Origin of the sequence: Gordonia sp. HS-NH1 (assembly GCF_001418765.1) — a bacterium.
GTDB lineage: Bacteria > Actinomycetota > Actinomycetes > Mycobacteriales > Mycobacteriaceae > Gordonia.
Genome location: NZ_LIYC01000015.1, coordinates 62,489 through 82,355, shown reverse-complemented (window position 1 = coordinate 82,355; position 19,867 = coordinate 62,489). Strand labels below are relative to the sequence as shown.

The 19,867-nt window shown below is 65.5% G+C and carries 17 protein-coding genes and 1 tRNA gene; 13 read left to right on the top strand and 5 right to left on the bottom strand.

The genetic code is table 11. From position 1 onward, the window contains the following. The first annotated feature begins 35 nt into the window (after positions 1-35). The 11 genes from AMD30_RS12655 to AMD30_RS12605 all read left to right on the top strand — a co-directional run bounded on the left by AMD30_RS12655 (position 36) and on the right by AMD30_RS12605 (position 12,840). On the top strand, positions 36-329 hold the full coding sequence (locus AMD30_RS12655; RefSeq protein ID WP_014927206.1) for a hypothetical protein: 294 nt from the start codon (positions 36-38) through the stop codon (positions 327-329). Next, positions 326-1,150, top strand: a complete 825-nt coding sequence (locus tag AMD30_RS12650) for a hypothetical protein (protein WP_010842384.1) — start codon at positions 326-328, stop codon at positions 1,148-1,150. The genes AMD30_RS12655 and AMD30_RS12650 overlap by 4 nt, the downstream gene beginning before the upstream one ends. A gap of 57 nt (positions 1,151-1,207) precedes the next feature. Then, the gene (locus AMD30_RS12645; protein WP_010842385.1) at positions 1,208-3,151 is read left to right on the top strand and encodes a fumarate reductase/succinate dehydrogenase flavoprotein subunit; all 1,944 of its coding nucleotides are present in this window, start codon (positions 1,208-1,210) and stop codon (positions 3,149-3,151) included. Between the two features lies 1 nt (position 3,152). Further along, on the top strand, positions 3,153-3,899 hold the full coding sequence (locus tag AMD30_RS12640; RefSeq protein WP_010842386.1) for a succinate dehydrogenase/fumarate reductase iron-sulfur subunit: 747 nt from the start codon (positions 3,153-3,155) through the stop codon (positions 3,897-3,899). Between the two features lie 219 nt (positions 3,900-4,118). Continuing rightward, the gene (locus tag AMD30_RS12635; protein WP_010842387.1) at positions 4,119-5,261 is read left to right on the top strand and encodes an acyl-CoA dehydrogenase family protein; all 1,143 of its coding nucleotides are present in this window, start codon (positions 4,119-4,121) and stop codon (positions 5,259-5,261) included. 243 nt (positions 5,262-5,504) lie between these two features. Next, positions 5,505-6,449, top strand: a complete 945-nt coding sequence (locus tag AMD30_RS12630; RefSeq protein WP_010842388.1) for a WcbI family polysaccharide biosynthesis putative acetyltransferase — start codon at positions 5,505-5,507, stop codon at positions 6,447-6,449. Continuing rightward, positions 6,446-7,456 (top strand): hypothetical protein, encoded by a 1,011-nt coding sequence (locus AMD30_RS12625; protein ID WP_010842389.1) that lies wholly within the window; start codon positions 6,446-6,448, stop codon positions 7,454-7,456. Before AMD30_RS12630 ends, AMD30_RS12625 begins: the two co-directional genes overlap by 4 nt. Beyond that, entirely contained in the window at positions 7,453-8,829 is a 1,377-nt protein-coding gene (locus AMD30_RS12620) for a glycosyltransferase (protein ID WP_035717249.1), read from the top strand. Before AMD30_RS12625 ends, AMD30_RS12620 begins: the two co-directional genes overlap by 4 nt. A 446-nt stretch (positions 8,830-9,275) precedes the next feature. Further along, entirely contained in the window at positions 9,276-11,438 is a 2,163-nt protein-coding gene (locus tag AMD30_RS12615) for an LLM class flavin-dependent oxidoreductase (RefSeq protein ID WP_231632712.1), read from the top strand. Then, positions 11,438-12,358 carry an LLM class flavin-dependent oxidoreductase gene (locus tag AMD30_RS12610; protein WP_055475872.1) on the top strand — a complete coding sequence of 307 codons (921 nt, stop codon included), beginning with the start codon at positions 11,438-11,440 and terminating at the stop codon, positions 12,356-12,358. Before AMD30_RS12615 ends, AMD30_RS12610 begins: the two co-directional genes overlap by 1 nt. Before the next feature lie 50 nt (positions 12,359-12,408). Beyond that, the gene (locus AMD30_RS12605) at positions 12,409-12,840 is read left to right on the top strand and encodes a MarR family winged helix-turn-helix transcriptional regulator (protein ID WP_231632709.1); all 432 of its coding nucleotides are present in this window, start codon (positions 12,409-12,411) and stop codon (positions 12,838-12,840) included. 124 nt (positions 12,841-12,964) lie between these two features. Here the strand turns inward: AMD30_RS12605 and AMD30_RS12600 are convergent. Beyond that, a tRNA-Leu gene (locus AMD30_RS12600) sits at positions 12,965-13,041 on the bottom strand. A 113-nt stretch (positions 13,042-13,154) separates the two neighbouring features. Between AMD30_RS12600 and AMD30_RS12595 the strand changes: the two genes are divergently transcribed. Further along, positions 13,155-13,778 carry an ANTAR domain-containing response regulator gene (locus AMD30_RS12595; protein ID WP_010842412.1) on the top strand — a complete coding sequence of 208 codons (624 nt, stop codon included), beginning with the start codon at positions 13,155-13,157 and terminating at the stop codon, positions 13,776-13,778. A 194-nt stretch (positions 13,779-13,972) separates the two neighbouring features. Then, positions 13,973-15,337, top strand: a complete 1,365-nt coding sequence (locus AMD30_RS12590) for an ABC transporter substrate-binding protein (protein ID WP_035717236.1) — start codon at positions 13,973-13,975, stop codon at positions 15,335-15,337. 130 nt (positions 15,338-15,467) lie between these two features. Here AMD30_RS12590 and AMD30_RS12585 read toward each other — a convergent pair whose 3' ends face one another. Genes AMD30_RS12585 through AMD30_RS12570 form a run of 4 tightly spaced genes read right to left on the bottom strand, consistent with a single transcriptional unit; the run spans position 15,468 to position 19,634 of the window. Further along, the gene (locus AMD30_RS12585; protein ID WP_010842414.1) at positions 15,468-16,280 is read right to left on the bottom strand and encodes an ABC transporter ATP-binding protein; all 813 of its coding nucleotides are present in this window, start codon (positions 16,278-16,280) and stop codon (positions 15,468-15,470) included. Next, positions 16,277-17,395, bottom strand: coding sequence for an ABC transporter ATP-binding protein (locus AMD30_RS12580; RefSeq protein ID WP_055475871.1), 1,119 nt, complete (start codon positions 17,393-17,395; stop codon positions 16,277-16,279). The genes AMD30_RS12585 and AMD30_RS12580 overlap by 4 nt, the downstream gene beginning before the upstream one ends. After that, positions 17,388-18,377, bottom strand: coding sequence for a branched-chain amino acid ABC transporter permease (locus AMD30_RS12575; RefSeq protein ID WP_010842416.1), 990 nt, complete (start codon positions 18,375-18,377; stop codon positions 17,388-17,390). The genes AMD30_RS12580 and AMD30_RS12575 overlap by 8 nt, the downstream gene beginning before the upstream one ends. A 3-nt stretch (positions 18,378-18,380) precedes the next feature. Beyond that, complete coding sequence (locus AMD30_RS12570; RefSeq protein ID WP_010842417.1) at positions 18,381-19,634, bottom strand: branched-chain amino acid ABC transporter permease; 1,254 nt, start codon at positions 19,632-19,634, stop codon at positions 18,381-18,383. Between the last annotated feature and the right edge of the window lie 233 nt (positions 19,635-19,867).

Sequence of the window (19,867 nt, the reverse complement as noted above, 5' to 3'; positions counted from 1 at the left end):
GTGTTGTGCATCACATAGGCAGGAAGGGATGTGCCATGATATCGACCGAGATGAAGGATCTGCATCGCAGTATCGGGGTCTTGCGGCATCACATGACCACGCTGCAGACGCAGTACGGCGATGTCGACGCCGTCCGGCGAATGTCCAACGATCTGGACCGTCTGGAGATCGACCTCCACGATTTCGAGCACGCGCCACCGCCGCCGCTGCAGGCGAAGCTCGGGCGGGACCAGGTCATCTATGTTCCCGACAGCAAGTCCGACGAGTCGGCCTGGCTGGGCGCGCAAGACGAAGGGCTGGGCTTTCATTCGCGTGAGCGCACGAAGTGAGCGCCCCCGCGACTGAGCGGGACACAGTCGGGGTCTTCTCTCCGGGTCGCGCGCGGATCCTGGCGCGAACACTTCGCCAGGACAGGTGGTGGCTCGCGCCGCTGCTGACTGTCACCGGTCTCGGGGCTTTCGTCATCTACGCCACCGTGCGGTCGTTCGTGCGGAGTGCCTATTACGTAGCGGATTACCACTACCTGTCGCCGTTCTACTCGCCCTGTCTGAGCGAGTCGTGCGTCCCTGGCGCCAGTCATTTCGGCACACCCTTTCCCGAGCTTCCGATGTGGATTCCGCTGGCGTTCTTGTCGCTGCCGTTTCTGCTCGGATTCCGGTTGACCTGTTACTACTATCGCAAGGCCTACTACCGTTCGGTCTGGTTGTCGCCGCCGGCATGCGCGGTCGCCGAACCGCACAGCCGGTACACGGGCGAGACCCGGTTGCCGCTGATCATCCAGAATTCGCATCGCTACTTCTTCTACGCCGCCGTGATCATCTCGGTGATCAACACCTACGACGCCGTCGTCGCGTTCCACGGCGCGGACGGTGGTTTCGGATTCGGGCTGGGCAACGTCATCCTCGTCGTGAACGTGCTGCTGCTGTGGACCTACACGGTGTCGTGCCACTCGTGTCGCCACGTCACCGGCGGCCGGCTCAAGCATTTCTCGAAACATCCGGTGCGGTACCGGATCTGGACCCAGGTATCCAAACTGAACACACGACACATGCAGTTCGCCTGGATCACGCTCGGCACGTTGGTGCTCACCGACCTCTACATCATGCTGGTCGCCAGCAACACCATCTCGGACCTGAGGTTCGTGGGTTGACCTGTTGAGACACAACGCCTGTTGTGCAGCCGTTTTCAACGTTGGGAGTCGCGCCAGATGGCCGAGCCGGAACGCTACGAGTACGACGTCGTTGTCATCGGTGCGGGTGGCGCCGGGCTGCGCGCGGTCATCGAGGCCCGCGAACGGGGTTACTCGGTCGCCGTCGTGTGCAAGTCGCTGTTCGGCAAGGCCCACACCGTCATGGCGGAGGGCGGATGTGCCGCATCGATGGGCAACGCCAACTCGAAAGACAACTGGCAGACCCATTTCCAGGACACGATGCGTGGCGGCAAGTTCCTCAACAACTGGCGCATGGCCGAGCTGCACGCGAAAGAGGCCCCCGACCGGGTCTGGGAACTCGAAACCTACGGCGCGCTGTTCGACCGGACCGCCGACGGACGGATCTCGCAGCGCAACTTCGGCGGTCACACCTATCCGCGACTCGCGCACGTAGGCGATCGCACCGGGCTGGAGCTGATCCGGACGATGCAACAGAAGATCGTCTCGCTCCAGCAGGAGGACTTCGCCGCCACCGGCGACTACGAGTCGCGCATCAAGGTGTTCGCCGAGTGCACGATCACCGACCTGCTCAAGGACGGCGACGCCATCGCCGGAGCATTCGGGTACTGGCGCGAATCGGGCCGCTTCATCCTGTTCGAGGCACCGGCGGTGGTTCTCGCGACCGGGGGTATCGGCAAGTCGTTCAAGGTGACCTCCAATTCGTGGGAGTACACCGGCGACGGCCACGCGCTCGCGCTCCGGGCCGGGGCGAGCCTGATCAACATGGAGTTCATCCAGTTCCACCCGACCGGGATGGTCTGGCCGCCCAGCGTCAAGGGCATCCTGGTGACCGAGGGCGTGCGAGGTGACGGCGGAGTTCTCAAGAACACCGACGGCAAGCGCTTCATGTTCGATTACATCCCACCGGTCTTCAAGGGGCAGTACGCCGAGACCGAGAAAGAGGCCGACGAATGGCTGGCCGACAACGACAGCGCCCGCCGAACCCCGGACCTGTTGCCCCGCGATGAGGTCGCGCGGGCGATCAACGAGGAGGTCAAGGCCGGGCGCGGCACCGAGCACGGCGGCGTGTACCTCGACATCGCGTCCCGGATGCCTGCCGAGGAGATCATGCGCCGGCTGCCGTCGATGCATCACCAGTTCAAAGAACTCGCCGACGTCGACATCACTGCCGAACCGATGGAGGTGGGGCCCACCTGTCACTACGTGATGGGCGGGATCGAGGTCGATCCGGACACGGCCGCCTCGCGGGTGCCGGGACTGTTCGCGGCGGGTGAGTGTTCCGGTGGGATGCACGGCTCGAACCGGTTGGGCGGCAACTCGCTGTCGGACCTGCTGGTCTTCGGCCGGCGCGCCGGACTCGGCGCGGCGGCGTACGTCGAATCGCTGACGACGCGGCCCGCGGTCTCCGCCGGTGACATCGACCGGGCTGCGGCGTCGGCTCTGGCGCCCTTCGATCCGCCGGCAGAGGGCAGACCGGAGAACCCCTACACCCTGCACACCGACCTGCAACAGGCCATGAACGACCTGGTCGGGATCATCCGGAAAGAGGCCGAGATGCAGGAGGCGGTCGGTGTCCTCGCCGACCTGCGAACCCGGCTGGGCGGTATGCAGGTCGAAGGGCACCGCCAGTTCAATCCGGGCTGGCATCTCGCGGTCGACCTGCGCAACATGCTGCTGGTCTGCGAGTGCGTCGCGAAAGCCGCGCTCCTGCGTACCGAGAGCCGCGGTGGACACACCCGCGACGATCACCCCGCGATGGACTCGAGCTGGCGCAATGCCTTGCTGGTCTGCACCGCGGATCTCGACGGGGACGGTCCGGTTCCCGAAGTCAGCGTCGTGCGTACGGAACAGACCCCCATGCGGCCGGACCTGATGGAGTTGTTCGAGTTCCAGGAGGTCGAGAAGTACTACACCGCAGACGAGATCGCCGGTCATCCCGGCGCCGGAGGCGAACGAGCCGAGGGACATTCGGAGGACTGACATGGGATACGACGCGAAGTTCCGGATCTGGCGCGGCGACACCGACGCCGGTGGGCTCGAGGACTACACGGTCGCAGTCAACGAGGGCGAGGTGGTGCTCGACATCATCCACCGGCTGCAGGCGACGCAGGCCCCCGATCTGGCAGTGCGATGGAACTGCAAGGCGGGCAAGTGCGGCTCGTGTTCGGCGGAGGTCAACGGCCGCCCGAAGTTGCTGTGCATGACCAGGATGTCCACCTTCACCGAAGACGAGGTCGTCACGGTGACCCCGATGCGGACGTTCCCGGTGATCCGCGACCTGGTCACCGACGTCTCGTTCAACTACGCGAAAGCCCGTGAGATCCAGTCGTTCACGCCGCCCGAGGGTCTCGCGCCGGGCGAATACCGGATGAAGCAGGTCGACGTGCAGCGCTCGCAGGAGTTCCGCAAGTGCATCGAGTGTTTCCTGTGCCAGGACACCTGCCACGTCGTGCGAGATCACGAGGAGAACAAGCAGAACTTCGCCGGGCCGCGCTTCCTCATGCGTGTCGCCGAGCTCGACATGCATCCCCTCGATGTGGCCGAGCGGCGAGACTCGGCCCGCACCGAGCACGGGCTGGGACTGTGCAACATCACCAAGTGCTGCACCGATGTCTGTCCCGAACAGATCAAGATCACCGACAACGCGCTGATCCCGATGAAGGAACGCGTCGCCGACCGGCACTACGACCCGCTCGTGTGGTTGGGCAACAAGCTGTTTCGTCGGTAGCGGCGCCGGCGCATGTGCGTGGCCCGGCCGGCGTGACCGCCCCAGGCTGATGTCGCGCAACGTTGCGGCCTGCGCAACGACTCACTACATCCACCGGAGTGCCTCGGACGTGGCACGCCTCGCTGAGACAAAGTGGCTCGGCCATGCCAACGCGACCTTGCCAACAGTCACTGTTACGCTCGCCGTTGACACTGTTATTCGTGGATAGGTAAGCACACCATGGCCGAACGTTCCTCCTGGGAAGACGACGATCTCACCGCATTGCGCGACCTCGCCCGCAGCTTCTGCGGGAAGGAGATCAAGCCGAACGCCGAGAAGTTCATCGAGCAGCACCACGTCGACCGCGACCTGTGGAACAAGGCCGGAGACCTCGGCCTGCTCTGTATGTCGATCCCGGAAGAGTACGGGGGCGGTGGCGGCACCTTCGCTCACGAGGCGGTTCTGATCGAGGAGCAGGCCCGCGTCGCGGACAGTTCGTGGGGCGTCAGCCTGCACAACGGCATCGTTGCGCACTACATCCTGGAGTACGGCTCCGAGGAGCAGAAGGAGACCTGGTTGCCGAAGATGGCGAGCGGCGAGGCGGTCGGTGCCATCGCGATGACCGAACCGGGTACCGGATCAGACCTGCAGAACGTGAAGACGAAGGCGATCAAGCAGGGCGACGAGTACGTCATCGACGGCTCGAAGACCTTCATCACCAACGGCAGCCAGGCCGACCTCATCATCGTCGTCGCCAAGACGGATGTGTCCGAGGGGGCCAAGGGCATCTCCCTGATCCTCGTCGAGGCCGAGCGCGAGGGTTTCCGTCGCGGACGGGTGCTCGACAAGGTCGGCCAGCGCGGTCAGGACACCTCGGAACTGTTCTTCGACGGCGTTCGCGTCCCCGCCTCGAACCTGCTCGGCGCCGAGGAGGGGCAGGGCTTCATCCAGCTGATGCAGCAGCTCCCGCAGGAGCGGCTGATCATCGCGGTCGCGTCGGTGGCAGGCATGGAGAAGGCGGTCTCCGAGACCATCGCCTACACGAAGGACCGCACGGCATTCGGCCGACCGATCTTCAGTTTCCAGAACACCAAGTTCAAACTCGCCGAGGCGGCCACCGAGACGCGGATCGGCCGCGTGTTCGTCGACGACTGCATCAACAAGCACATCAAGGGCGAACTCGACATCCCCACCGTCGCGATGGCCAAGTGGTGGACCAGCGACCGCGCCATGGTGGTGGCCGACGAGTGCCTTCAGCTGTTCGGCGGATACGGCTACATGAACGAGTACCCGATCGCTCGTCTCTGGGCCGACAACCGTGTCCAGAAGATCTACGCCGGGACCAACGAGATCATGAAGGAGATCATCGCGCGGACCCTCTGACGACCGAGCGACTCTCGATGTGGCGGCGGCCCCGGTGATCAGATCACCGGGGCCCGTCGCACACCCGTCCGGTTCCCGGGGCGTTCCGAATGTCTGAGGACCGAGAACCGGCCGGCTGTGATCCATTCGATGATTCGTTAGCGGGCGAAACGGATACACCGGGTTGCCGGGGTGCTCAGAAGGGGAGTCAGTACTGACGATGAGAGACGACAACCGCGACGCTCCATGTGCTCCAGAGCTCCTATGAGGTCGAGTGACGACCTTGCGGCAGACGGTCGAACCCGGCACTACGGCGAGTTCTACGGCGTGACCGAGGCCCCGGGAACCGACGATCGGGAGATGCTCGTCGTCTGGGGAAACTGCCAGGCCGAGGCACTGCGGATCGTTCTGTCCAGCTCGCCGGACCTCCCGTTCCGTACCGTGCGCGTCCCGCCGGTCCACGAACTCGAGTCCTCCGACCTCGCCCGGGTCGAACACCTCGTCCGCCGGGCCGCGGTCATCGTGTCCCAGCCGGTTCGGGCCGGCTACCGAGGTCTGCCGATCGGCGGACCGGACCTCGTGGACATGGCGCCGTCGGCGTCCGTCATCGTGTGGCCGGTCATCCGATACGGCGGTTTGTACCCGTTTCAGGTCATCGCCCGGCATCCCGCGCAACCGTCCGCGGTACCCGCTGCTGTTCCGTACCACGATCTTCGGACGGTGCTCGCGGTGCGGGACGGTCGTGGCCATGACGACGAGTGGGATGTCGACGTCGCGGCCGACCGCATCCGAGAGGCAGCGCAGTGGAGTGTGGAGCAACTCGAGGTACGCGAGCGGCGGCACTGTGACGTCGGGATCGCCGACATCCTGCTCCCTGCCGGGGCCGAGGCTGCTCACACGATCAACCATCCCGGAAACCGGGTGTTGCTGACGCTCGGCGCGCGGATCCTCGACGCACTCGGCGCGTCGGCCCCGGTCCCGCCGTCGCGCGACCTGCTCGGCAACATCCGAGCACCGTTGGAACGACGGGTCATCGATGCGCTCGGTATCGATGCGTCCCCGCGAGCGTCCTGGGAGGTCGACGGCACAGTGATGTCCGACGACGATGTTCGCCGCCGTCAGATGCACTGGTACGCCGAACATCCCGAATTCATCGATGCCGTCCTGGACCGGTACGTCGACCTCATCGAGATCCTGGGACTGTCGTGACGGGGCCGATAGGACATCTCGTCGTCGGACCTCGGTCGCACGGTGTGGTGCGGTATGCGCGATCGGTTTACGATGCGGTGATCGCCGAGAGTGCCGGTCACCGGCTCGCATACATGCGCACACTCAGAGCGGGTGTTCCCCCGGGACTGGCCGAGTGCGCGCTCGTGCACGTGCACGTCACCGATCGGTTGTTCGGACGTACCCCATCGCGAGCACGTGACAACCTGCTCGCCATGATCGCCGGGCTGCACCGACCGGTCTCGGTGACGCTGCACGATCTGCCCCAGCCCTCGGACGGGGCAGCGATGCAGGCACGCATCGAGTTCTTCCGCTCGGTCGCCCGATCCGCGATGGGGGTGATCGTGTCGAGCCGGCACGAGGCGTCGCTCTTCGCGGAGTACGTCGACGCGTCGATCACGCCGGAGGTGGTTCCGCTGATGTTCGACACCGTCCGTGTCGACAAGCCCACGGAGTCAACCGAATTGACCGTCGGCGTGCTCGGTTACCTGTATCCCGGGAAGGGACACATGGAGACACTCCGGGCGATGTCCGGTCTGGATCCGTCGGTCGGCTTCGTCGCGCTCGGCACCCCGTCACCCGGGCACGAGGACCTGGCCGACGACCTCGCCAAGGTCGCCGCGGACATGGGGAGACGCTGCACCATCACCGGCTATCTGACCGACGACGAACTCCGTCGGGCGTCGGCCGAGGTCACCGTGCCGGTCGCCTACCACCGGCACATGTCGGCGTCCGGTTCGATCAACTCCTGGATTTCCGCCGGTCGCCGGCCGCTGGTCCCTCGTACCACCTATACCGAGGAACTCGATGCTCGTTCACCGGGAGTCGTGACGATGCACGGGAACAACGACTCCGCGCTGAAGTCCGCCATCGAGAGTGCGTTCGTCCGACCGGCGGCCACCTGGATCGATTCGGCAGTGGTGCCGTCGCCCACGGCGGTCGACGTCGGCCGAACCCACGAGCGGTTGTGGCGGCGGTGGAGTGCGTGACGGTCATCGAGCTCGACGACGGTCGGATCATCGTCCCCGACAACCGCTGGGACCTCGTCGGCGACTCCTCGCCGCGGCCGTTGGTGAGTGTCGTGATCCCGTACTACAACCAGCCTCACCAACTCGGGTTGGTCCTCGAGGCACTGACGGCCCAGACCTATCCGGCTGACCGTCTGGAGGTGGTGGTCGCCGACGACGGTTCGACATGCTCGCCCGACGTGAGCGCGTGGACATCCCGGCTGATCCTCACCGTGGTGACACAGGAAGACAAGGGTTTTCGGGCGGCGGCCGCCCGCAACCTGGGAGTCGCGGCGTCGAGCGGCTCGGTTCTGTGTTTTCTCGACGCAGACACGGTCCCGACAGCTGACTACGTTCGCCACGCGGTCAGGTTGCCCGCCGCGGTGCCCGACGCACTGGTGGTCGGGCGACGCAAACATGCAGATCTCGGTCAGGTCGTCGTGGACTCGGTGGTCGAATGGCTGCGCGGACGGCGTCATCTCGAGAACTCGCATGACTGCGAACCAGGATGGCTGGTCGACGCATACGACCGCACGTCCAGCCTGCTGGCCCCGGGCTGGGACAGCTACAAATACCTGATCAGCGCGGTGATGACCTGCAGCCGTACGTTGTTCGACGACGTGGGTGGATTCGACCCGTCCTTCGTCCGATACGGAGGAGAGGACTGGGAGCTGGCGAACCGGGCCTTCATGATGGGTGCGGTGTTCGCTCACGAGCCCCGCGCAGTGGCGTGGCACGACGGCCCCGACTGGGCCGACCGTTCGGTGCGCGAACGGATCTCGGAGAAGAACTCGGAAGCGCTGGCACTCGCTCCGCTCGTGACCGATCCGGCGGCGCGAACAGCCGGACTGTCATACGAAATCCCGGACATCGTGGTGCTGGTGTCGACGGAGGGCCACACCGCGGCATCGCTGATGCAGACCGTCGGCAGTGCGCTGCGCGGTGTGGACGGCGCCGTCTGGCTCGTCGGCGCGCGCGCCCGCTCACTGTATGACCAGCTCGGGGTGCATGATTCGCGAGTCCGGATCGGCCGCCCGGACGCATCGACGTTGTCGCGGTGCAGGTTCGTCGCCGAGATCGCCGGTCCCGTCGTCTTCTCGGAGAGCTCGCTCGCGCTCCTCACCGCCCACGTTGCGCCGGGGGAGTGCGGCCAGGTGACGGTGGACTTCGACGGGTCGCCGTCGGCGTCGGTCATCGTGGCGGCGTCGCGTGCACGACACCGCGTCCGACGCTGGGCGGCCCACACCGACGTGGACTCGGACGAACTCCTCCGCGGGCTGTTCGGGGTCCGGACCGTGCACCACAGCGAGGTCGAGATAGACGTCGCGGATGGCGAGCCGTCGTTGTCCTGGTGAGCGGCGAGGCGATCGCCGCCTGCCCGCGCCGGCCCTCACCGCGTGATCCGGGGGACGGGTCCGATCTATGCCATTCGTCATTCTGTCATCGGAACCGGGTGTCCACACGGTCGTCGAACACGCCGGACTCCACCGCTGAAGGTGTCGGATCAGTTGTGCAGCAGGTGATAGGAGATCTGAGGCCCGTCGAAGCCGCTGGTGGGAATAGCACTCACGATTCTCGTCGCAATCATTTGGTGGCGACTGGGTGCACCTCCTTCACGGTGTTCCTCGGCTTGCCCTAAACCGTCGGCGTGCCACGAGTGCGCTATGTCTCACCCCACAACTTGAATTTGTTGATACATCAACCTATGGCGAGCTATAGTGGTTGATATGTCAACCTCAGCTGTCGAGACCAGGGGGTACCTGTGACCAACTATGGGCACGCCATCCGGACGGGAGTGGAGATGGTCGGCGCGCCGAACGATCCGGCCACCTCGGCCGAGCTCTCCGCGCTCGCCGAACAGATCGGATACGACGTCGTGGTCCTGCCCGACCAGCAGGAGGGTGGCGGTCACGACGCGGCGACCCTCGCTACGTGGGTCTCTGCGCGCACCAGCACTGTGGGTATTGTTCCGAGGCTTCAGGCGGCGGACCGTCCCGCGTCGATCGTGGCTCGCACCACCAGCAGTTTGCAACTGCTGTCGGGTAACCGAGCGGCGATTGCGATCGAAACCGATTCTGCGACCGGAGATGTGGGATCAGTTGAGGACGCGGTCGCCGTGATCCGTTCTCTTCACGACACGTCCGGCCCCAGTCGGGTCAGTCACCACGGTGCACATCATCGTTTGGCGGGGGCGGAGCCTGGTCCGAGCCTGGAGCGCGGAGTCCCCATATGGCTTGCGGGCTCTGCGGCAGCTACCGCTGCGGTGTCCGGCCGGGTGGCTGACGGCTGGATGGTCGACCTCGGGGAGGTCGGCGTCGACGACATCTCCGAGCTCAATGACGTCCTGGACGCTGAGGCAATCGGTGCCGGTCGAGACCCGCGCGAGGTGCGACGCGCAGTGGTGTCGACCATCGACGCGGCGGTCGACCTCGACGCGCTGGTGTCGCTCGTGGTCGGCAGCGGTGTGAGTCTGTTCGTGCTCCGCGTCGATGCAGCTGCCGGGACCGACGTCGGAGCTGCTTCAATGCGGACGTTCGCCGCCATCACCTCCTCGGTGCGGGCACGCGTCGAGCAGATGCTGCCACAAGATGCTCTGTCCACGCGTCCCGTTCGTCGACAGGACGCACTCGCACGCCGGCGCGCGGCGATAGCCTACGACGAGGTGCCCGAGGACTTGGCCGAGGGTGCGGTCGAGCCCGGCGATCCCGCGTTCGCAAGGCTTCGTTCGACATACCTACGGGGAGGTAGTCCAGGCATCCTGCTGCGGCCGACAACGGTGTCTGAGGTGTCGAGTGCGGTGACCTTCGCCCGCAAGCATCAGCACCTTCCCCTCGGGATCCGTAGTGGCGGTCACGGCATCAGCGGTCGGTCGACCAACGACGGAGGACTCGTCATCGATGTGGGTGGACTCGATGACATCACTGTTCTCGATCCGGCCGAGCGATTGGTGAGGATTGGCCCGGGCGCGCGGTGGCGTGACGTCGCCACCGCATTACAAACGCACGGTTGGGCATTGAGCTCGGGTGACTACGGAGGAGTGGGCGTCGGTGGGCTCGCCACCACCGGCGGTATCGGCTTTCTCAACCGCAAGCACGGCCTGACGATCGACCATCTGCGCGCAGTCGAGATGGTCCTTGCCGACGGCACTCGAGTCCGGGCCAGCGACAGCGAGAACACCGAGTTGTTCTGGGCAGTGCGCGGCGCAGGCGCCAATTTCGGGATCGCGGTCGCCTTCGAGTTCGAGGTCGACGAGATCGCCGAGATCGGGTGGGCGCAGTTGGCGTTCCAGGTGTCCGACCCCGCAGACTTCCTGGAGATGTTCGGTCGAGTGGTGCTGCAGACGCCGCGCGATACGACACCATTCCTCGTGCTCGGTCAGGGAATGGCGCAGATCATGGCAATGGTCGACTCCTCCGATCCGGCCACCATCATCGATCAGCTGCAGCCATTTGCAGACATCGCGCCACTGGCCGACCAACAGGTTGCGATCGCGCCGTATGCGTCGGTGATGAACATGTTCCCCGCATCGGCGCACAACGGGCGAGGCGAGCCCGTGTCGCGTTCAGCCTTCACCCGGTACATCACCCCCGAATTTGCCTCTGCCTCCGCTGATCTCATTCGAAGTGGCGCATCCCACTGGTATCAGATCCGCACCGTCGGTGGTGCTGTCTCGGACGTTGCAACCGACGACACCGCGTACGCCCACCGCGATGCCAACTTCGCACTCACGGTGATGGGTTCCAACGCCCAGCGGCTCGACCGATGGTTCGACCCCGTACGCCGAGAGTCCGACGGGCTGTATCTCAGCTTCGAGAGTGATAGCTCCCCGGATCGGATCAATGACGCGTTCCCGCCGGCCACCCTCGAGCGACTACGGCGACTCAAAACGCAGATCGACCCTCAGAACCTGTTCCGCGACAACTTCAATATCACCCCGGCCCACCACACCATGAGGAGCGCCTGATGGACACCAGCACTACCGACTACGGCCACGAGTTGCTCTTCGGTACCTTCGTGACACCGGTCAACAATCCGGCCCATCAGGCCGTCGAGCAGGCACTGGTCGCCGACCGCGCGGACTTGGACTTGGTCACTTTCCAGGACCATCCCTATGTTCCCTCGTTCCACGACACGTCGACCCTCCTGGCGTATGCGGCCGCGCGGACCGAGCGCATCCACCTGGCCGCCAATGTCACCAACCTTCCTCTACGACCCCCGGCCGTACTCGCTCGTTCCGTCGCCACCCTGGACGTGCTGAGCGGCGGACGTGTTGAGCTGGGAATCGGTGCCGGAGCCTTCTGGGACGGTGTCGTCGGTATGGGCGGACCTCGGCGCAGTCCCGGTGAGTCGATCGAGGCACTTGCGGAAGCGATCGAGATCATCCGGGGGATCTGGGACGCCGGCGACCGGTCGCGCCTGTCGGTGAGAGGGCAACACTACGAGGTGCAGGGTGCCAAACGGGGGCCGGCGCCGGCGCACGACGTCGGCATCTGGGTCGGCGCCTACAAACCGCGCATCCTGCGATTGGTCGGTCGCACCGCTGACGGTTGGCTACCGTCCATTCAGTACCTGAAGGATGGCGTGGGGGAGCTCACTGCGATGAACAAACACATCGACGACGCGGCCGTAGAGGCCGGACGAGACCCCAGACGTATCCGCCGGTTCCTCAACATCGGCGGCCGATTCTCCCAGCGAAGCACTGGATTCTTGCAGGGTCCCCCCGACCAATGGGTCGAGGAGCTGACCGACGTCGCGCTCACCTATGGAACCAGCGGGTTCATCATGGCGTCAGACGACACCGCCACGACACAGAAGTATGCAGCCGAGGTGGCACCGGCGGTGCGAGAAGCCGTCGCCGCTGAGCGCGGTCGTCGGCCGTCATGACTCAGTGGCTCGACGAAGACGAGCAGCGCACCTGGCGCGCGGTGGTGAAGATGTTCGGTCAGTTGACCGCCGAACTGGCGCAGGCGCTGAACAGGGATTCGGACATGTCGATTTCGGACTACGAGGTACTAGCGATCCTGTCAGAGGCACCTGATGGGGCACTCCAAGCGCGCGCGCTGCGATGCGAACTGCAGTGGGAGAAGAGCCGTTTGGCTCATCAAGTACGCCGAATGGAGCAACGCGGCCTGGTTCGGCGCGAAACGTGCGCCGACGATCGCCGAGCACCCCTGGTGTGCATCACCGAGGCAGGAAACGCGGCTGTCCGCGCCGCGGCCCCGGCTCACGTGGCTCGTGTTCGCGAACTGTTTTTCGACGCGCTCACACCCGCCCAGTCCCACGCCATGCGCGAGGCAGCCGAGGCGATCCTCGAGAACCTCAGCGCATCCGACCCCGGCGCCGAGGTCGACCGCGCATCCAGCTAGTCGGTACCGCAGTCCTGGAGTTCGATGCGCACGAGAGGACTATGGCGCAGAACATGCATCTTCCACGCGTCGCAGCAGCATGGTCACGCCCGAGAGAAAGAAACACCTGCAATCAGGTGGTCGATGGTGCCCCCGGTCAGACTCGAACTGACACTGGACGGGTTTTGAATCCGTTGCCTCTGCCAATTGGGCTACGGGGGCCAGTGCACGGGGTTGCCCCGCGCCGGGAACCAACTCTAGATGATCGGCCGAGCGGCCTGCCAACCGGTACTCTGCGGGCACACAGACGTGGCGTGAGCGACGTGGAGGAGGGGATGGTGACGGTGACCGACAGTGCGACGACTGCAGCCGGTGAGACCACGACAACCCACCGAGTTCTGGTGGCCGAGGACGATTCGTTGATCCGGATGGATCTGATCGAAATGCTCCGCGAGGAGGGGTACGACGTCGTCGGTGAAGCGCCCAACGGGCAGGTCGCCGTGGAACTGACCGAATCGCTGTCGCCCGACCTCGTGATCATGGACATCAAGATGCCGGTGCGTGACGGTATCGACGCCGCGACCGAGATCGCCGAGAAGCGCCTCGCGCCCGTTGTCATGCTGACGGCGTTCAGCCAGCGGGACTTCATCGACAAGGCGCGCGATGCCGGCGCCATGGCCTACCTGGTCAAACCCTTCACCAAGGCCGATCTGGTTCCGGCCATCGAGGTGGCGGTGAGCCGCTATCAGGAGCTCAAGCAGCTCGAGCGCGAAGTCGCGACCATGAACGAGCGGTTGGAGACCCGCAAACTCGTCGAGCGGGCGAAGGGCCTCCTGATGGAGAAGCAGGCCCTCTCCGAGCCCGAAGCGTTCAAATGGATACAGCGTGCGGCCATGGACCGCAGGACCACCATGAAAGCCGTTGCGCAGGTTGTGGTGGAGACCCTCGGGACCGACTGATCCCGAGCGCCTCCCAGGCGCAATGACCGTGTGCGCAAGTCAGTTTCACTGTCTTTACGCAGCCGCAACAAGATCGCGCTAGCTTTTCTCCAGCGAGGCGCGGTCCGTTGTACTCCGACGTGCCGCCTTCGTGACGAACGCCGAACGCACAGGCCGAACGCCGAACGCGCAGGCCAGACGCAAGGAGAGCATCGATGTCCTTACGCTTTATCAGGAGCGGGGCAGTGGTCATGACCGCCGCGGCAGCACTCGTGGTCGCCGGCTGCAGCAGTTCCGACTCGGGTTCCGAGGGAGGTTCCGAGGCGTCGTCGAGCGCCGCCGTCGAGTCCACTCCGGCCCCTCCGGGCCTCGGCCTCGCCCAGAAACTGGCGTGCAACCCGCCGAAGGCCACCCCTGGCCCGGCCAGTACCGAAGCGCTGAAGATCGGCACCCTGCTCCCGGCGACCGGATCGCTCGCCTTCCTCGGGCCGCCCATGGAGGCGGGTGTGGAGCTCGCGGTGAAGGACATCAACGCCGCGGGCGGTGTGTTGGACAAGCCCGTCGAACTCGTCACAGGTGACTCCGGCGACACCACCACCGACACGGCGAACGCAACCGTCGACCGCGAACTCAGCGCCGGCACCCAGGTCATCATCGGCGCGGCCTCGTCGTCGGTGTCGCTGAAGGTCATCGACAAGGTCGCCAACGCGGGCGCGGTCATGTTCTCGCCCGCGAACACCTCCGACGAGTTCACCTGCTACCAGGACAAGGGTCAGTACTTCCGCACCGCGCCGGCGGATGTCCTGCAGGCGCAGGCACTCTCGCAGACGATGGCCGAGGACGGCGTGCAGCGTGTGTCGATCCTCGCCCTCAACGACCCGTACGGAACGGGACTGGCCGACAACACCGTTCGCGATCTCGAGGCGGCGGGCGTCCCGGCGGACCAGATCCAGAAGATCATCTACGATCCGAACGCCCAGTCGTTCAACGCCGAGGTCGACCAGGTGAAGAACTTCAACCCGGACGGCATCGCGATCATCGGTTTCGAGGAGAGCGCCAAGATCATCACGCGTATGCACGAGGTCGGCATCGGTCCCAGCGACGGCAAGCTCGTGTACGGCGTCGACGGCAACATGGGCAACGCACTCGGCGAGTCGGTCGGCCCGGGTCTCCTCGCCGGCATGAAGGGCACCACGCCGCTCACTCAGACCAGCGGTGACTTCCAGGCGGCTCTGAAGGAGGTCGACAGCGAACTCATCGACTTCAACTACGCGGGTGAGAGCTACGACGCCGCCGTCCTGAGCGCACTTGCGGCCACGGCCGCCAAGTCGACCGACGGGCGGACGATCGCGGCCAACATCATCGGCGTGACCAACGGCGATGAGAACTGCGACTCGTACCAGGCCTGCCTGGACCTGCTGAACGGCGGCAAGACGATCGCCTACGTCGGCAAGACCGGCAACCTGGCCTTCAACGCCGCCGGCGAGCCGAGTGTCGGCTCGTACGGTGTGCTCGAGTTCGACGACAAGAACGCACTGCTCACCCCGACGCGCAAGTACGTCTCGGTCGCAGCGCAGTAAACCCACACAGAACGAGACCCCCGGCTCCGGCCGGGGGTCTCGTCATGTGGGTCACACTCGGGGTACTCGTGCACGTATTCCGTTGTCGCTCAACGCGTCGGCGGGAACGGCCACGGAACGGGTGTGGGGCTCACTTCTTCTCCGAGCTGCCTGCGAGGGTCCCGAGGTAGAGCTCGATGATCTTCGGATCGTTGGCGAGGTTGCGGCCGGTGTCGGTGTAGGCGTTGCGGCCCTGGTCGAGCACGTACCCGCGGTCGCAGATCTGCAGGCACCGGCGGGCGTTCTGCTCGACCATGATGATCGAGACGCCGGTGGCGTTGATCGCCTTGCAGCGGATGAACACCTCGTCCTGGAACATGGGGGACAGGCCCGCGGACGGCTCGTCGAGCAGCAGCACCGCGGGGTCCATCATCAGGGCGCGTCCCATCGCGACCATCTGCCGTTCGCCGCCGGACAGCGCGCCCGCCTTGACCTTCCGGCGTTCGGACAGCAGCGGGAAGAGCTCCGACACGAACTCGAACCTGGTGGCGAAGGTCTTGGGCCGCAGATAGACGCCCATCTCGAGATTCTCTTCGATGGTCAACGCGGGGAAGACGTTCTGCGTCTGCGGAACGTAGCCGACACCCTTGTCGACGAGGACGTGCGCCTTCGCCGAGGTGATGTCGTCGCCGCGGAGTGTGACCGAGCCCTCGCGGACGGGGATCAGTCCGAACAGTGTCTTCAGCAGAGTCGACTTGCCGGCGCCGTTGGGGCCGATGATCCCGACGATCTCGCCGTCCCCGAGATAGAAGTTGCACTCCTCGAGGATGTTGATGCCGGGAAGGTAACCGGCGGTGATGTCGTCGGCGCGCAGTAGTGCGTCGCCGGCGAGTTTGCGGTGTTCCTCGGCGGTGGCCGCGAGTTGCGCCGGCGTCAACTGCCCGGACCCGGGTTCGGTGCTCATCGTCCGTCCTTCTTCGTATCGGGCGCCGACGGTGGCAACTCGGAGACCTCCGAGAGATCCCCGCCTTCCTCGAGTGTGGCCTCGATGGCGGCCTCGACCTTCTCCGCGAGCACCGCGGTCGCACCGACCGGACGCCCCTGATCGTCGAACTCGAGTGCCTGATCGTGGTGGCCGCCGAGGTACGCATCGACGACGGCCTCGTTGTCGCCCAGTCGATCCGGGAGCGACTCGGCGATGACCTGGCCCTGGGCCATCACCACCACCCAGTCGCTGATGTCGCGGATGACGTCCATGTCGTGTTCGACGAAGACGACCGTGACCCCCTCGTCGCGCAGCGATTTGATGTGCTCGAGCAGGCTCTGGGTGAGCGCCGGGTTGACGCCGGCCATCGGCTCGTCGAGCATCACGATCTCGGGGTCGGTCATCAGTGCGCGCGCCATCTCCAGGAGTTTCCGCTGGCCGCCCGACAGTGAACCGGCGAAGTCGTCGGCCTTGGCCTCGAGCTTGAAGCGCCGGAGCAGTTCGTGGGCCCGGTCGGTGACTTCGGCTTCCTGCTTGCGCCAGGCCCAGGGCGCGAGAGCGGCGAGAAAGTGCTCGCCTCGCTGTCCGGTGGCGCCGAGCCGGACGTTGTCGAGGACGGTGAGTTTCGCGAGCGCCTTGGTGAGCTGGAAGGTACGCACCATCCCGCGCCGGGCCACCTGGTGGGGAACCATCCGGCCGAGGGAGTCCCCGTTCAGCGACCACGTGCCCGAGTCGGGCTTGTCGAATCCGGTGATCAGGTTGAAGAAGGTGGTCTTGCCCGCGCCGTTGGGTCCGATGAGGCCGGTGATGGCGCCGCGCTGTACCTCGAGATGATCGACCTGCACCGCCTTGATGCCACCGAAGGTCCGGGAGATGTTGTCCACCACGATGATCGGATCGGGTTTGGACGACCCGGGTTCGGGTGTGACACCGGCGAACAGCCGCGACCGATCCGACGCCGAGAGCGTGGTGAGGTCCCGGCGCGTGGCCCGTACGGATGGGCCCTCGGTCTCGGAGTCGACGGTGACCGCGGTCGACGGTTCGCTGCCGGGGGCGGCATGGCGGCCGGGACGCGGTGTGGTGTCGTCAGGCATCGAGCTGCACCTCCCTCTTGTTCCCGAGCAGTCCCTGTGGTCTGAACACCATCATCAGAATGATCGCCAGACCGAGCAGTACGTAGCGGAATGCACCGACCTGTTGCGCCGACAGATTCAGCAGCGGGTCGTCGCCGGATGTGGCCTGCCGCAGCAGTGCGTCGGGAACGGCGAGCAGGAACCAGAACAGCATGGCGCCGAGCACCGGGCCGAACACCGTCGCCGCTCCGCCGAGGATCAAGGCGCCGTAGGCGAAGAACGTCTGTGCGGTCGAATAGAAGTCGGGGTTGATCGACTGGGTGGCGAAGGCGTTGAAGACACCAGCCAGTCCGCCGATACAACCGCCGAGCACCAGGGCCTGCATCTTGAAGAAGTAGGCGTTCTTACCCAACGATCGTGCGGCGTCCTCGTCTTCGCGGACCGCTTTGAGCACCCGGCCCCACGGACTGCGGACGAGCAGGTACACCATCAGGCACAGCAGGCCGACGACGATCCAGCCGACCACCATCGACCACAGATCGCCGCCGAGGAACTTGACCCCGAAGAACGAATACTGCTTGCCGTTGTCGAACGGGCTGATGGAGAAGAAGCTGCCCGCGTAGGCGTAGATGCCGTTGGTGGAGTGGGTGAAGTCGTCGGTCGAGGTCGACCGGAAGACCAGCCGCAGGATCTCCGACGCCGCGATGGTGACGATCGCCAGATAGTCCGCACGCAGGCGCAGGGTCGGCAGGCCCAGCACGACCGCGAGCATCCCGGCGGCGGCGATGCCGATGATCGCGCCGAGCCACAACGGCTGGTCGTAGTTCACGGCCATGATGCCGACGCCGTATCCGCCGAGCAACGCAAAGGCGATCTGGCCGAAGTTGAGCAGTCCGGCGTAACCGAAGTGCAGGTTCAGGCCGATGGCCAGCAGGGCGTAGAAGATCGCCGACGGGCCGATCAGCTGCGCGATCGCGATCTGGAGCGCTGAGATGATGTCCATGGGTCAGCCGATCCTCGCTCGAGATCCGAGAATGCCCTGGGGCCGGATGGTCAGGATGATGATCAGGATCAGCAGTCCTCCGATGTACTTCAGGTCGGGACTGAGGATGTAGGTCGACAACTGGACCAGCAGGCCGACGATGAGACATCCGAGCAGTGCGCCGTAGGCCGTGCCGAGCCCGCCGAGCGTGATGCCGGCGAACATCAGCAGGAGGAGTTTGAAACCCATCTCCCACTGGACCCGGCCGCCGAGTTCGGAGAGCGCGAACATCACGCCGCCGAGTGTCGCCAGACCCCCGGCCAGTGCCCAGACGAACAGGATGACCCGGTCGACGTCGATTCCCGACGATTCGGCGAGGTCCTTGTTGTCGGCCACTGCGCGCATCGCCTTGCCGATCCTGGTGCGCTGCAACAGCACGGCGACCCCGAGCAGGACCACGATGCTGATGAGGATGCACGCCAGGTTCACCGGTGTGATCGCGAACGGACCGGAGCCGATCTGGGTCTGCGCCTGATAGTCGTTGAACGGTTCGGCCCGATCGGAGAAGAAGATCAGGATCAGGTAGCGCAGTACGAGCGACAGGCCGATCGACACGACGAGCATCGCGATCAGCCCGGTTCGTCGTCTTCGCAGCGGTCTCCACAGGCCGAGTTCGTTGAGGATCCCGATGCCGACGCCGACGATCACCGCCAGGATCGTCGCGGGGATCAGCTGTACACCGAGCTTGACGTTGATGACCCACGCGATCACCGCGCCGAGGGTGACCAGCTCGCCGTGGGCGAAGTTCGTCAGTCCCGTCGTGCCGAAGATGAGGCTGAGTCCCACGCCGGTGATGGCGATGATCAGGCCGAACCGGATCCCGTCGATGGCCAGCCGCGTCAGTTCGGAGATCGCCGACACCTCGGTGCCGGTCCGCACGTCGCCGAAGGAGAAGATGACCGGCCGCGGCGTGCCGCCGCTGACGTCGACGGGTAGCTCCGATTTCTGGACCTCGACGCCGTCGGGGAGTGAGTCGGTGTCGATGACGATCGTGTACTGGCCGGGCGGCACGTTGATCGACCACGCACCGGTGGCCGACGAGGTCGCGGTGCCGACGACGGCCCCCGAGGCGTCCTTGGCCTCGAGGTCGACGCCTTCGACCTTCTCGGTGCCGTTGCGCAGCACACCGAAGACGCGTACCTCGTCGCCGGGGGCGGCCGAGGCGGTGGCCGTACCGAAAAGGCCGCACAGTATCGACGCCGCGACGAGAAGCAGCATGGCGATGGCGGTGAGTCGCCTCGGGGATCGGGGGACAGGCGGTTGGCTCTCGACATCTGAGCGATCATCGAGAGCGCTTCGGGGCGGCGTCTGCGTACAGGTGCCGGCGCGTTGCGATGTCATCCTGCGGGACATTAGCGCCAGCATCGTCACCGCGTGACGACAACGACGTTTCCCGGAGGTAACTTCTGTCGCGGCGACAGGGCCGTCGCTGGTTCCATCGCAATGCGCTG